Source organism: Rhodococcus sovatensis, from assembly GCF_037327425.1.
Lineage (GTDB): Bacteria > Actinomycetota > Actinomycetes > Mycobacteriales > Mycobacteriaceae > Rhodococcoides > Rhodococcoides sovatense.
In genome coordinates this window covers 5,552,671-5,567,069 of record NZ_CP147846.1, presented here as the reverse complement: position 1 = coordinate 5,567,069, position 14,399 = coordinate 5,552,671, and the positions used below count along the sequence as shown (strand labels likewise).

Annotated in this window: 10 protein-coding genes; 9 read left to right on the top strand and 1 reads right to left on the bottom strand. The window is 64.3% G+C overall.

Going from position 1 to position 14,399, the window contains the following annotated elements; translation table 11 throughout:
• Positions 1-7 precede the first annotated feature (7 nt).
• From WDS16_RS26060 to WDS16_RS26020, 9 genes are all read left to right on the top strand, one after another.
• Positions 8-1,822: a serine aminopeptidase domain-containing protein gene (locus WDS16_RS26060; protein ID WP_338888929.1), complete on the top strand. Its 1,815-nt coding sequence runs from the start codon at positions 8-10 to the stop codon at positions 1,820-1,822.
• A 95-nt stretch (positions 1,823-1,917) separates the two neighbouring features.
• Positions 1,918-3,477, top strand: coding sequence for a lipopolysaccharide biosynthesis protein (locus WDS16_RS26055; protein WP_338888927.1), 1,560 nt, complete (start codon positions 1,918-1,920; stop codon positions 3,475-3,477).
• Positions 3,474-4,748: a hypothetical protein gene (locus tag WDS16_RS26050; RefSeq protein WP_338888925.1), complete on the top strand. Its 1,275-nt coding sequence runs from the start codon at positions 3,474-3,476 to the stop codon at positions 4,746-4,748. Before WDS16_RS26055 ends, WDS16_RS26050 begins: the two co-directional genes overlap by 4 nt.
• An 11-nt stretch (positions 4,749-4,759) precedes the next feature.
• On the top strand, positions 4,760-5,470 hold the full coding sequence (locus WDS16_RS26045) for a hypothetical protein (RefSeq protein ID WP_338888923.1): 711 nt from the start codon (positions 4,760-4,762) through the stop codon (positions 5,468-5,470).
• A gap of 41 nt (positions 5,471-5,511) precedes the next feature.
• Positions 5,512-6,456, top strand: a complete 945-nt coding sequence (locus WDS16_RS26040; RefSeq protein WP_338888921.1) for a glycoside hydrolase family 16 protein — start codon at positions 5,512-5,514, stop codon at positions 6,454-6,456.
• 38 nt (positions 6,457-6,494) lie between these two features.
• Positions 6,495-7,793, top strand: coding sequence for a glycosyltransferase family 2 protein (locus WDS16_RS26035; RefSeq protein WP_338888920.1), 1,299 nt, complete (start codon positions 6,495-6,497; stop codon positions 7,791-7,793).
• The gene (locus tag WDS16_RS26030) at positions 7,774-9,951 is read left to right on the top strand and encodes a hypothetical protein (RefSeq protein ID WP_338888918.1); all 2,178 of its coding nucleotides are present in this window, start codon (positions 7,774-7,776) and stop codon (positions 9,949-9,951) included. Before WDS16_RS26035 ends, WDS16_RS26030 begins: the two co-directional genes overlap by 20 nt.
• A 223-nt stretch (positions 9,952-10,174) precedes the next feature.
• A complete protein-coding gene (locus tag WDS16_RS26025; RefSeq protein WP_338888916.1) occupies positions 10,175-11,023 on the top strand; it encodes a glycosyltransferase family 2 protein in 849 nt (282 codons plus the stop codon).
• Positions 11,002-11,985 (top strand): glycosyltransferase family 2 protein, encoded by a 984-nt coding sequence (locus tag WDS16_RS26020; protein WP_338888915.1) that lies wholly within the window; start codon positions 11,002-11,004, stop codon positions 11,983-11,985. Before WDS16_RS26025 ends, WDS16_RS26020 begins: the two co-directional genes overlap by 22 nt.
• On the opposite strand, the gene WDS16_RS26015 is transcribed toward WDS16_RS26020, so the two are convergent.
• Positions 11,982-14,396 (bottom strand): beta-mannosidase, encoded by a 2,415-nt coding sequence (locus WDS16_RS26015; RefSeq protein WP_338888913.1) that lies wholly within the window; start codon positions 14,394-14,396, stop codon positions 11,982-11,984. The genes WDS16_RS26020 and WDS16_RS26015 overlap by 4 nt on opposite strands.
• Positions 14,397-14,399 lie beyond the last annotated feature (3 nt).

The following is a 14,399-nucleotide window of genomic DNA, read 5'->3' as shown; positions in this document are numbered from 1 at the left end:
ATTTCCAGTGAGCAGTCGAGACACCGCTGTGCGGAGCACGGACACGAGCGCGGCCCACACCGCCCCGTCCACTGCCGAGGGCAAGTACTCGACGTGGTTCGGTGCAGAGTCGTCGAGCCTGCTCGGGACCGTGCATGTACCGGCAGGTGGGCAGGCACGCGGTGCGGTCGTGTTGTGCCCGCCGCTGGGAAAGGAGCAGGTCGACTCGTACCGAGGCCTGACCCTGCTTGCACAGAAGCTCTGCGCCACAGGCCTTCTCGTCCTTCGTTTCGACTACCTAGGGACCGGAGACTCACACGGCGCGCAGGACGAGGCGGGTGCGGTAGAACGCTGGCAGGCCAGTATAGACACAGCGGTGCAGTTCGTTCGTAGCTGCGGACCCCAAGACGTCGCACTCGTCGGTTTGCGCGCCGGCGCGCTGCTCGCGACGACGGTCGCGGAACGGAACGGGCCGCTCACCGGACTTGTACTGTGGGATCCGGTCGTGCGAGGACGGTCGTACCTCCACGAGCAGCGCGCGTTGTACTCGGTCAGCGTCGCCCAGGATTCCGAGGAAGATCCGCGGGTGTCCATCATCGGCGCTGTACTGAACCCCGATGTCGTGCCGGCGTTCGGCGCGCTGGACGCCACGAAACTACCTGCGGTCGGGTGCCCGGTTATCGTCGCAACGAGACCTGAACGCGCTGATGCAAAGCCGATCAGAGCCGTCGTGAAGAACCAGAACGCCGAAGAGCACACCCTGTCCAAGCACGAACTGTTCCTCGAACCGAGTGATTTCGAGGTGGTGCTACCGACCGAGGACATCTCGCACCTCGCCAAATGGGTCGGCAACTGCTTCGACAGCGTCACCGCGGACGTGCACGTCCCGCTTCGAGACACCGCAGTGACAGGTGAAGGCGACAATGCCGTCACGGAAACAGTGGAACGACTCGGTCCGGCACAGCTGTTCGGCATCAGAACCACGTCGCGGCAGTGCATTCCGGCAGGACCTACCGTCGTGTTCTACCCGACCGCCAACGAGCACCGCGTCGGCCCAGTCCGCAGCTGGGTGGAACTATCGAGAACACTGGCAATGCACGGTGTTTCCGCCCTCCGGTTCGATCGACGCGGCACCGGCGAGAGCGGCGCCGTCGAGGACGACGAGATCACCCGGCTCTACAGCGACGAAGGCAACGAGGACGCCCTTTCCGCCGTACGCGCGGCGGGCACCTCACCCCACAACGTGATGGTATCCGGAATGTGCTCCGGCTCTTGGTATTCGAGTTTCGCTGCGCGCGAGCTCGGCGTCAATTCCGCCGTGCTGCTGAACACCCTCGACTGGACCACTCGTCGGCTCGAATTCGTCAAGCGCGCGTCGATGCACAACGAGGACACCGGACTCGCCAGCACCGCACTCGACCGTCTGCACGACGTCGGGGTCGCGGTGAAGAACAGCCTGCAGTCGTCGATGCCGTATCCGCTGTGGTTCTGGCTGGGCACGCGCGGACTGATCCAGGTCCCCGAGATCTCGCTGCGGAAGCTGGAAGCGAAGAACGTCCGCACGACTGTCCTTCTGTCACCGACGGACGCCGACTGGTTCATCGCCAATCGTGGACCGGAAGGGATGAACCGCCTCCGCGGGAAGCGCGCGACGCGCAGGAGGAAGGCACAGTCTTCGTCTCCAGCCGTCGTGAAGTCCTACGCAGGAGGCGACCACTCGCTCTACGGACGCGATCTTCGCGAGACGGTGCGCGGTGAACTTCTGCGCGCGGCGTCGGAAGCATTCGACGTAGAGATCAGCGCGCCCGCACCGCCTGTACCAGTGGATTGGGCTCCTCTGTGAAGCATCGCGCGCCGAAGGTAGCGCCTCCGAAGCATCACAATCTGGAACGGCTCGAGTGGCATCGAATCGAACCGGTGCATTGGGACATGGGCCTGATGTCGCACACAATGCCGATCCAGAAGATCCAGGCCGAGAACCCGTACGTCGCCGCGCCGACTCCGTCGGGTCTATCGCTGGAGCAGACGCCCCCTACCGATACCACGAGCTCCGACCGAAACCTTGCCCTCAACTCGCTGGCCATGATGCTCTCGACGGTCATCACCGGCGGTCTCGGTCTGCTCTTCTGGGCCGCTGCCGGGCGTCTGTATCCGGTCGCCGAGGTGGGCAGCGCGTCTGCCGTGATCACCTCCGCGGTCATGTTGTCCACGCTCTCGAACCTCAGTCTCGGTTCGATGTACGAACGCTTCCTGCCGGTGTCCGGATGGTTGGCCCGGTCGTTCGTCATCCGTGGCTACCTGACGGTCACCGTCTTCGCATTCATCCTCGGCTTCGGATTTCTCCTCGTCGCGCCCGTGGACGAAATGTTCACGACCACGGCCGAAATACTCTCCTTCCCAGCGTTCGTCGCGGTCCTGTCGGTATTCGCGCTGCAGGACCAGACGTCCTCCGGTCTCGGTGTGGCGCGATGGGCCGCAGGCAAGAACATCTTCCACGCGGTCGTGAAGTTCGTGCTGCTCCTCGCCCTCTTCACCACCGCACGCAGTACCTCGATCATTGCGGCGTGGGCAATTCCCGCCGTCATCGCGTCGGTCGTCGTGCTGCGGTCGATATTGCGAAATCTGCGCACCGAGCCGCGCTACCGCAAAGCCCCTGACCTGCCCCCGAAACGGGAACTGTGGTCCTACTTCGGCTCCGCCTACGGCATCACCGCGCTCGGATCCCTCGCTCCACTGCTGGTCCCGATGATCGTCGTCGCGACCCTCGGCGCCGAGGACAACGCCTATTTCTCTCTCACCTGGTCGATCGTGAGCGCCCTGTACATTCTCATCAGCGTTCTGGTCGGTCCGTTCGTAGCCGAAGTGGCGGCAAACCCCGAGCAGTTCGGACGCTTGACCAAGCGATTCATGTCGATGGTGTGTGTTGTGGCACTGGGCGGCTCGTTCTTCCTCGCCTTCCTCGCTCCCTACGGTCTCGGCATCGTCGGCCAGCAGTACCGCGAACACGGGACGATCATCGTCCACCTGGCAGCAGTGACGATCCCGCTGTCGGTCATCGGATCTCTCTACGACGGCCTCGCACGTGTCCAGCGTCGGATGCGCCTCGCGGTAGTGGTCCAGGTGGCAGCCACGTCGATCATCATCGTCGGCTCACTGGCGCTGTCGGACTCGCTGGGTATCGCTGCGGTCGGTTGGGCGTATCTCGCAGCGGAGGCATTCGGTGCCATCGTTCTGATCGTTCCGCTGATCCGGTGGATCCGCGAGCTCTCCCAGCGTGGAGGTACGCCGCCCTCCGGCGGCGCGGTCCCACCGAGGCCGCGGCCGCAGGTCGGGCGCGACGATCCACCCGCGTCGGGGCGGGGCGAGTACCAAAACGGCCGCACGCGTGAGTACAGCACGGCAGGTTCGCACAAGATTCGTACGTCGCCGCAGGGTCCAGGTCCAGGCCACCTGCATAGCCCCTATCGAAATCCGGCACCGGGAAGAAGTACGCCATGAACCCAGTGAAGTACTCCGCCAGCGCGATAGACATGCTGCGTTCCGAGGCCCGAATCGTCTGTGTACTAGGCCCGGCCGACTTCGGCGGGCTCGCTCGCATCAAGGAACGACTCGGTCGGCTGGCATCCGCCGGTCCTGCCGCTCGCCTCGGTCTGCGCGTGGATTCTTCGTCGCGGAAGTGGGACTACCGACCAGACCTTGTGTGCGACGACGTCACCGAGATCGCCGCTGCCACCAGATACGACGTCAGCGACCGGCTCGCCGAACTGTCGCGCTCCGCCTCGACCGAGGTTCCAGTGCGCGCTCGACTGGCGGGCGAGTACCTACTGCTGGACCTGTCGCACGGGTTGAGCGACGCGGTGTTGCCCATCGAACTGTTTGCCTTCCTCGCCGATCCCGCCGAGTCGCCCGAACTCCCTGCGTGGGCCACCGCGCGCACCGTCCGCTGTCCGCTGCCGCGCGCAGTGGCCAGCTGGATGATTCACAACCCGATGAAGGTCGTCGACGTTCTGTACGGCAAGTTCTTTCGGTCCCCACATGCCGGAGGGTCCACTGCCCAAGGGGCCACTGCCGGCGCACCGATCGACGAGTCTCGAATCCCGTGGACCCGATCCCCTGCCGTCGTCGCGGCCACATCGTCTGCCGGGGCGACGAAGTCACTGCGCGAATGGCGCGACGCCAACCTTCCCGATGTGTCGGTCACCTCGATTCTGAGCGCTGCCGTTGCGTCGGCGTTTCGCGCCCGCGGCATCGCGACGTCGAACTCGGCGGCATTCCTGTTCGACTGCAGGCGCTACCTCCGTGGCACCGACGGCGTCGTCCTCGGCAACTTCGCCGTCGGCATCGACTTCGACGGAGTCGACCTCACCGATGCCAATGACGTGCACCGCAACGTCACTCACGCGATCGACAAGGGTCGTCCGCTGGCCGCGGGAGCACTCAGCGCATTGATGTACTTGCGGACCCGAGCGTCATTACCCGTCATCGCCACGGACTCGGCTCCGACGTCGACCCGCGCGAATCTGACCTTCTCGGACGTCGGCCGTCTCCGCCAGCTCGAATCCATCGCGTGGACGGACGATCCGAGCAGGCGCTCGTTCTACCCGCTCAGCGAACCCAGCTTCCCGGACACCATCGTCGTCACGTCGATGCATCTCCGCGATACTTTTCACGTATCCGCGTCGTTCCACGACAATTTCTTCGATCGTGACATCGTGCAGTCCGCAATGGACCTCGCGATGAAAGATCCCGTCGCTCTTCTCAGTGCATAGGAGTTGTCCCCTTGAGTACCCAACTGCAGCAGGTGCGGGCAGCGATACGTGGCAAGACGGCCACCGGTCCCGACGCATCCTGGTGGGCCCGGGTCGGATTCTGGGCAGGCGTGTCGGTGATTCAGCTCGTCGTGCTCGAATTCGTCGTGTCCGCGACGTGGCGGGGGCTCTACAGCTACCGGACGAACTTCGTCAGTGAACTCGGTGTCGCATTCTGCGGGCCGGCCGGCAACTGGCCGTGCAGCAAACTGTATGTCCTGATGAACTTTTCGATCGCACTGTTCAACGCCGCTCTCGTGGTCGCGGCCCTGGCATGGGTGATCACCGGGGTCCTCGACGTTCGTGGCGGAGTGCTGTTGTCGATCGCGGGGCTCGGCGGAATCGTGGCCGGAACGGTGAACCAGGGGATGAACTACCAGATCCACTCCTTCGGGGCGATGGTCGTTCTTGTCGTCGGATCGCTCGGGATCATCGTCGCCGGCGGCCATCGGACACTGGATCGCACGGCCCAGATCACCGTCACCGCTCTCGGCGGCATCGCATTAACTGCCGCACTGTTCTTCATCGGTGGACACCACTTCGGGCTCGGCATCGGCACAGTCGAACGCATCGCGGTCTACAGCATCCTCGTCGCAACACTTGTGTTGGCCTTCGCCCACCGCAAAACGGCGCGCCGGATCGCAGCACGTGCCGACGCCTCGAACGGCGACCGAAGGCGATGACACATCGCCAGGATTTCGCCGGCAGCGGCGAAACGAGCAATATGCCTCACACCGTCGAGGTGTCACGGCTGCCCTCACCAGGGCTGGCCCAGCCCAACTCCACCCCGCCCAGCCTCAACCCGGCGCCCAAGCCGAAGCTCTGGCCGCGACTGTTGAGCATTGCGGTCGTCACGGCCACCTGTGCCGTGTCCGGGTTCGTCGCGTACCAGCAGTTGTGGCCTGCGCCCGAAGATCTCACCGCATCGAAGATCATGAACGACGACACAGTCGCCGGCTTCACCGTGTACGACCAGTTCGACGGCGCTGGTGGAACCGAACTCGACTCGGACAAATGGAGTTACGACACCGGACAGACCGGCTGGGGTAACAACGAAAAGCAGAACTACACCGATTCCTCGGCGAACTCGTTCCAGGACGGATCGGGAAACATGTCGATCTCGGCGCTGGACACAGCCGACGGGTACACCTCGGCACGTGTGACGACGAGGGGCAAGTTCGAGTTCACCTACGGCCGGGTCGAGGCACGCATCAAGATGCCGGCGGGCGACGGACTGCACCCCGCGTTCTGGCTGCTCGGCTCCGATATCGATTCGGTGGGGTGGCCGCTCTCGGGTGAGATCGACGTCATCGAGACACTCAACGACGCGGACAACTACCACACTGGCATTCACGCTCCGCAGGCCGACAGCCTGACGAGCCAGAAAGTCCAGGCCGCCGGTTACCCGCCCGTTCTGCTGTCCGACGACTATCACGTCTTCTGGGTCGAGCGGTCCCCGAACAAGATCGTCACGGGTATGGACGACAAGATCCTGAAGACGATCACTCCCGATGATCTGACCGGCGGTTCCGAGTACTGGGTGTTCGACAAGCCCTTCTACCTACTGTTCAACGTGGCGGTCGCAGGCGATTGGCCGGGACCGACGACCGCGGAGACGAAGTTCCCCGCGACCATGTCCGTCGACTGGGTTCGCTACCGAACCGACTGATCTTCCCCCCATGCTCCACCCGAAAGGATCTACCCCAAGTGTCGAAGCCAGCCGATCTCGAGCCTGCCCTGACCAGTACGCAGCCGCCCGAGTGGACCGGCGCCGTCTGGATCGGCGACGTCGACATCGAGGCGGAAATGCCGGACACCCTGGCCCTCGCCTGCTCTGACGGTTACACCCGGGCTCGCCTACTCGTGCGACGCGGGATGGATCCGCTCGGCTTCGTGGAGCTACCGATCAGCGGGTTCGGCCTCGACACCGGGGAACTGATCGATGCCGTCCGCACACTCGAAGTCGTGGATCCGGGTCCTGTCCCCGCACGCAGTGCAGCCCAGCCGCCGATCACGGTCGTCATCTGCACGCGCGACCGCATCGATCATCTACGGGGCGCGCTGTCTTCCGTACTCGCCGTCGAGTATCCCGACTTCGAGGTCGTAGTCGTCGACAACGCGTCGCCGACGGATGCGACGCAGACCTACGTCCGCTCGCTGAACGATCCGCGTGTGCGCGTCGTGTCCGAACCTGTTGCGGGACTGTCGAGAGCTCGAAATACCGGTCTGCGAGCGGCGCGGCATTCGATCGTCGCATTCACCGATGACGATGTCGCGGTGGACGCCAAGTGGCTCTCCAGCATCGCCCGCGGATTCGGCCGGGACGTTCGAGTGACGTGTGTGTCGGGCATCGTCCCCAGCGGCGAGATCCGCACGCATGCGCAGGCCTACTTCGATCGCCGCGTCGGATGGGCCAGTTCGGTCACGCCTCGCATCTACGATCTCGCGCATCCACCCGCGGACGTCCCACTGTTCCCGTTCCAGGTAGGAATGTACGGAACTGGCGCGAACTTCGCGGTTCGACGAAGCCGCATGTTCGATCTGGGCGGTTTCGACGAGGCCCTCGGGGTCGGCTCTCCCACCAACGGCGGTGAGGACCTCGACATGTTCTTCCGTGTGTTGATGGCAGGAGACAAACTCGTCTACGAGCCTGCTGCCATCGTGTGGCATCGTCACCGCGCGGATTCCGACGCCCTTGCGGTGCAGGCTCGCGGCTACGGACTCGGCCTCGGTGCCTGGCTGACGACCGTCGCGACCAACCGCCGCGCCGCGACGCTCGCTGCACGGGTGGCCGTACGAAGGCTCGGCAGCGCAATCCGATTGTCGGCCAAGATGAGCAAGGTTGCATCCCCGCCCGACGATCTCGCCGCCGATCTACCCGAGGGAATCGGCAGAATGGAACTGCTGTCCATCGCGAAAGGCCCGGGTGCGCTGCGTCGTAGCCGCCGTGAGGGCCGTCGCCGTCAACCGCTTCTGGAGGTCAGCCGTGAGCCTGTCCTCGACTGAGTATCGGCCGCGCACGGTCGTTGCGGCGTCGCACGTCCTCCGGCCTCGGGTGCGGTACGCCGACGTCGCGGTACTCGCATCGGCGACGGCGTTGCTGTCGATGCTCCCCCTACCCGCCGCGCTGCGGGCAATCCTGCTCGCAGGCATGGTGTTCGCCGGTCCAGGGTCGGCGATCCTGACGTGGGTCTACATCCCGCCGAGGGCGCGCATCGCAGCGGTGCCGGTGTTGAGCCTCGCCCTCGTCACGCTGGTCACGACGGCCGCGATGTGGGGGTACCACTGGTCGCCACGGTGGATCACCACCGTCGTCGCGCTCGCCGGGCTCGGGTCCTCGCTGCTTTGGTACCGCAGGAAAGACGAGTGGCCCGATCTACGCAGGTGGCGAAGCTGGGCACGCCACACGTTGTCGCGCCGTCACCTGTCGGATCGATGCAGGGTCGGCCTGACAAGGCTGTGGGACCGGGAGTACCTGCGGCGTAACGTCGCCGGACTGATGCTTGCGCTGACAGTGGTGCTGTGGCTGCCGTCGCTCCCGGGTCTCGAGAAAGCTGGATACTCCCAGTTCGGACTGCTGCCGGCAGGAACCGGGCCCATCCTGGTGATCTGTATGGCTCTGGTCGTGGCAGCGTTCTTGATCGCGATCCGCCGACACCAACTTCGCATCGCCGTCGCTGCGATCGCGGTTGCGATTCTGGTGCAGCGACTGACCGTCACCTTCGTCACGAGCGCACCGGTGTACGAGTGGACGTACAAGCACGTCGCGGTCACCGAGTACATTCTCGCGTTCGGGGCGTTGCCGCCCAACGGCATCGACATCTACGCTCAGTGGCCGAGCTTCTTCGTCCTCACCGCGTGGTTCGGCCAGGTCACCGGGTTCGGCATTCTGTCGCTGGCACGCGTTTTCGCGCCACTCGTCCACGTATTGATCGCGCTGTTCGTCTACAGCCTCGCCCGTGTCCTGAAGCTGAGACCTCGGGTCGCCGTGATGGCAGCCATGCTGGCGGAACTGGTCAACTGGGTCGGACAGGACTACTACGCACCGCAGTCGCTCGGATTCGTGCTCGCCGTCGGATTTCTCGTCCTGCTGCTCGCATCGACGCAGCTTCGGGTTGCCGGTTTCCTGGCGATCATCCCGTTCGCTGCGCTCGTGCCGAGTCATCAACTGACGCCGTACTGGCTGTTCGCGGTCACCGGAGTTTTGCTGGTGACCGGTCGGGCGAAACCGTGGTGGCTGATGTTCCCGCTGGCCCTGATACTCGTGGGCTACCTAGTGCCTCGACTGGACATCGTCGCCCCGTACGGGCTGCTGTCGGGGTTCGACCCCGTCGAGAATGCGGCAAGCAACGTGCAGGCTCCCGGCATCCTCGGCAAGCAGGTGACGTCGCTGATCTGTCGAGCATTGTCGGCCGGAGTGTTCGGCCTCGCCATGGTGTCCATCGTGTACGCGTGGCGCACCAAGAAGACGTTCTGGGCGCCCATGGTGATGGCCTTCGGGTCGATCGGTCTGCTCGCCGGACAGAGTTACGGCGGTGAAGCCATCTTCCGGGTGTACCTCTACGCCATTCCCGGTTGCGTGCTGCTGATCGCGCCGATGCTGCTGGCTCTGCTCGACGCGAATGCCTCTACCGCCCGTAGCACAGTGCGCAGGCTCGGGGCGCGTGCAGCGCTCACGTGCGCGTTCGTTGGCACCGTAGTGGCCGCGACGTTCGGGCTGCAGGGCTACTTCGGCCTGTGGCCTCTCGTCATCGAGAACCGGTCTCAGATCGAGCACACCCAGGCTCTCGTCGAGAGTGCTCCTGCGGGATCACAATTCACGATGTTGTATCCGGCGGGCTATCCCATCAGATCGACCGCGAAGTATGTCGAACAAGCCGAAGCCAACGTGATGTTCGATGCGCCACTGAACTACTACGGCGCCGAATACATGTTGGAGTTCCCGACGGTCGAGCAGCTGGAAGCATTCGAATGGGACGCGTCACAACGCGATACTCCTTCGTACGTAATTCTGACCAGACAATCCCTGGAAGCGATGAAGTACTACGGGTTCATCCAGGACGGGGCAGCGGACACCTTCGAGCGCTGGTTGAGGTCGAACCCTGCCTGGTCAGTGCGCTACCAGGATGCGGACACGATCGTGTTCGAACGAGCAGTGGACTGACCGACCTCGCGGTATGACGAACGTCTCCAAACAATCACTCAGTTTGTTTCATCGGGACTTGACAAACTCATAGCTTCTTTTAAGGTTATGGGCAGTCGATGAAAACGCAATCTTCGTGCCTAACCAGGGCGCAGGATGCTTCTGTGGATCCGCCGGGGGTCGCGACACAGGCTTTCTGAGATCAGTCGGTCACACACTGCCCTCAACCCGTCTGGAAATGGATATGTCGAACTCCCATAATCCGCGCATCAGCATCGTCATCCCCACTCTCAACGAGGCCGCCAACCTGCGCCACGTTCTTCCGTTGCTGTCCCACGACTACGAACTGGTCCTGGTCGACGGCGGATCAATCGACGGAACCATCGACGCCGCCCGCGAGATTCGCGGAGACATCCGCATCATCAAGCAGACCCGCAAGGGCAAGGGCAACGCGCTCGCATGCGGTTTCGAGGCCGCCACCGGTGACATCATCGTCATGTTCGACGCCGATGGGTCCGCCGACGCCGACGAGATCCCGCGTTTCGTCGACGCATTGCTCGCCGGGGCCGACTTCGCCAAAGGCAGTCGCTTCACCGACGGCGGCGGAAGCCATGACATCACGCCCCTTCGTCGTGCGGGCAACGGCGGACTCCACCTCGTCGCCAACACTCTCTTCGGCACGAAGTTCTCGGACCTCTGCTACGGGTACAACGCGTTCTGGCGCGATCTGGTGCCGGTTCTCGATCTCCCGCCGGTGGATCAGCAGGGCCGCGAGGACGAGATGCTGTGGGGCGATGGATTCGAAATCGAAACCATCATCAACTGCCGCTTCGCGGAATCCGGCGTTCGCATCCAGGAAGTTCCGAGCGTCGAACTCGCTCGTATCTACGGACAGAGCAACCTGCGCACCTTCTCCGACGGCTTCCGTGTCCTTCGCACCTTGTTCACCGAGCGGTTGAGGGCGCGCAAGCTGGCCAAGAAGTCGATCCCACGCCCCGATCGCCGCACCAACGATTCCCGTACCGACATGGATCTCGAGTTCGAGGCGTTCGACGTTCTCGACGAGATCACGTGGCAAGAAAAGTCGGCGTGAACAACCCGACTTCCTCGGTAGTCATCTGCGCGTACACACTCGATCGCTGGGACGATCTCAGTTCCGCTGTGAATGCGGTTCTGCGGCAGTCGAACCCCGCAACCGAATTGCTCGTGGTCATCGATCACAACGACGAGTTGCTGTCGCGTGCCCGCATCGAATTCCTACCGCGCGGTTCCACCGTCGCCGTCGCCCCGAACACGCATCCGCGCGGTTTGTCCGGCGCGCGCAACACCTCGCTCGACAGAGCCACCGGCGAGATCGTCGTATTCCTCGACGATGACGCCACACCGAGATCCGAGGACTGGCTGTCGTCGCTTCTCGCGCACTACGCCGATCCGGCCGTGTACGCGGTAGGTGGATCGGCACATCCGGTATGGCCCGATGCACGTCCCGCGTTCCTGCCCACTGCGGTGGCAGGGCAACCGGGCGAACTGGACTGGATCGTGGGCTGTACGTACAGGGGGCAGCCCACGACCACTTCGGCTGTCCGAAACCTGATGGGCGCGAACATGTCGTTCCGCCGCGAGCCGATCGTCGCCCTCGGTGGATTCGTATCCGGGATCGGGCGCATCGGGCGCATTCCGCTCGGGTGCGAGGAAACCGAATTGTGCATCAGGCTCCGGCAGAATCATCCGGGTGCCGAGATCGTCTTCGATCCGTCGATCGTCGTCGATCACACTGTCAGCGCAGACCGGACTCGGCCCAGGTACTTGCTGTCGAGGAGCTACGCCGAGGGTGTGTCCAAGGCTGCCATAGCGCGACTGATCGGTTCGGAGGACGCACTGTCGTCCGAGCGGGCATACACCGCGAAGATCCTGCCTCGGGCAGTCGGCCGTGAAACGTCGGCGGCGGCGCGTGGCAATCCGGTCCGCGCCTGGGGTGCAGTCGCTGTCGTGGCCAGCGTCGGTGCCGCGGGATTCGGCTACGCCCGCGGTCGCTTGAGTCGTATCTCGGGCTAGCAGATCTGGGCGCGCTCGACCGAGTTGAGTGCGCGCACATGGCCCGTCACCTTTGCCTTGTCCCCCGTCACAGTCAGTATGCGTCGGGAGCCGGGCGCGAGGTGAAACCACGAGTCGCTGACCTCGAGGCCGTCCACGTCGATGCACACGTACTGCGCTGCCCACCGTGTCGACACGGTCAGTGACCACACACCGTCGTCGACCGGCTCTGCGTGAGCTTCGAGTCCGATGCCGTTCTGGCGGGCATGCCGGGCGCCGACGAGATGGACCGCCTGCGCCAGGGTGGCTCCGGAGGAGTCCACCAGGTCCACCGATACGGCCGCGTACGTCTGCGAGCCGAAACGGTATGCATGGCCCGCGTCGGTGAACGAACCTAGTACACGGTCCACCGACATCCGCTGAGAACTGTGCGCGCCCAGCTCGACAGGACATTCGTACGGGTCACCGGTTGCGCCGGTTGCGCCGTGCAGCGTCACCCTGAGTGTTCCGCGCACGGGTTCGGCCGAGTCTACGACCAGCTCCACGGTCAGGCCGTCGAGGCCGTCGTCGACCAGGAAGACCGCGACTGCACTGCTGAGGCGAGCGAGGCTGTACCACGGCGCTTTCGGTATTCCCGCCGAGTCGATCAACCCCCAGCCCGCCCCGGGCACGAGGTCACGAAGGGTGAGCACCAGAGCACCCGCGCACTCGGAGTCGGTTCTCCGCCAGTGCATGTACGACGCGGACACCGCCTCGCACACGGCAGCGCGACCGTAGTCCAGATACAGCTCGGCATCGTCGCGGCGCACGAGATGCGGATCGACCCCGAAAAGTTCACGGACGTAGTGATCGCGAACATCCTCGAAGTCCCAGGACGATCCACGATCGCGTGGCACCGCAGCTTTCCAGTCCGGGTGATGTCCGGCAACGGTGGCCGATCCGAACATCTTCTCGACCGATCGACGTTCCGGGGGAATCGAAAATGCCAGGCATTCCGCGGCGAACCGCACCCGCGCCGTACGCACATCGGACAGAGGCCGTAGATAACCGCCTACCCCGAAGTAGTGCGCGATTCCGTCTCCGACATGGGTGTGTAGTTCGCCGGTTGTCGACGACGGACTCGAGGTGACGTACGGGGTGCCGGGTAGCTCGGACTCGACAAACTCCGGAATCAGTTTCTCCAACAACGACATGTACTGCCCGTCGGCTGGAACACCCAGCATGGTCGGTTGCTGCTGGGTCTCGCTTCCTCCGCTGACGACCGCCAAAGCGGGGTTGCCGCCGACGAGACCGGTCAGCTCGGCCAACTCCTGCTCGAAGGCCTCGACGAAATCCTCGTCGTCCGGCGGGTCGAACGTCGCCACCATGACGTCCTGCCAAACCAGGATCCCCAATTCTGCACAGAGAGACCAGAATTCGCGCTGCTCGTACACCAAGGTCCCGACGACTCGCACCATGTTGTGTCCGGCATCGCGTATTCGCTCCAGCTCGCACCGCATGCGGTCGGCGTCCACCCACATCCGCGTCGGATCCGGGGGCACCCAGCATCCACCGCGCGCGAACATTCGAATTCCGTTGACTGTCAACGTGACCGCTCGATCCGCACGGTCGAGGTGGACGGACCGGAACCCGAGTGCACCGGACCCGACGACGCTACCGTCGACCTCGAGTTCCCATGGATAGAGCGTCGGCTCGCCGTGGGTGTGCGGCCACCACAACGCCACATCGGGAACGACCACGGAGGCATCGATTCTGTCGGAATCCGAGGGAATCGAGATTTTCTCGGCACCGATCCGTACTACGACGGATGTCGCAGGTGCCCCGAGATCGGCTCGCACTCGGACGGTGCCGTCGGTGCCCCGGGCCGCTGCGTGCATCCGGATGTTGCGCACCGTCGGGCGCTCACGAAGTTCGACGGGACGCCACAGACCGATAACCGGTGGTAGCGGACCGTACACCGGTGCCCGCCCCAGAAGGGTGGTCCGTTCGTGCCGCAACCCCTGCTGAGCGACGAGCGACGAACGCCACCGTCCCCGTGGTCGCCTCTTCTTCAGGTGTGCGTCCATCGACTCGATGCGGACCGCGATATGCACGGGGCCGGACCCCGCCTCGAGATCGATCGACACCGGCACGAACATCGAGCGAGCCCGCGCTGATTCGACACCGCCGATCCAGATGGTCGCCCTCGTAGCGATGCCCCCGAAGGTCAGCGTCGTGGCGATCCCCTCGGGTGCCGTCGCCGACGCCAGGAACCACCAATCAAGCAAATCCGGTTGCAGGTCACCGACGCTCTCGATCGACGAGACGACAGTGCCCGGCACCTGGGCAGGCTGCCACTGAGCATCGGCGGGGAGTTCGTCGGGATGGCTGCACGCGCCGGCAGGCGTCGCAGTGAGCCGCCATTCGACGCCGTCGAGGTAGTCCGTACTCACGAA

What these genes read in the sequence shown, in the direction of transcription:
- WDS16_RS26055 (WP_338888927.1), top strand. Translation starts at nt 1,918, where the DNA reads ATGTCGCACACAATGCCGATCCAGAAGATCCAGGCCGAGAACCCGTAC.
- WDS16_RS26050 (WP_338888925.1), top strand. Translation starts at nt 3,474, where the DNA reads ATGAACCCAGTGAAGTACTCCGCCAGCGCGATAGACATGCTGCGTTCC.
- WDS16_RS26040 (WP_338888921.1), top strand. Translation starts at nt 5,512, where the DNA reads ATGCCTCACACCGTCGAGGTGTCACGGCTGCCCTCACCAGGGCTGGCC.
- WDS16_RS26025 (WP_338888916.1), top strand. Translation starts at nt 10,175, where the DNA reads ATGTCGAACTCCCATAATCCGCGCATCAGCATCGTCATCCCCACTCTC.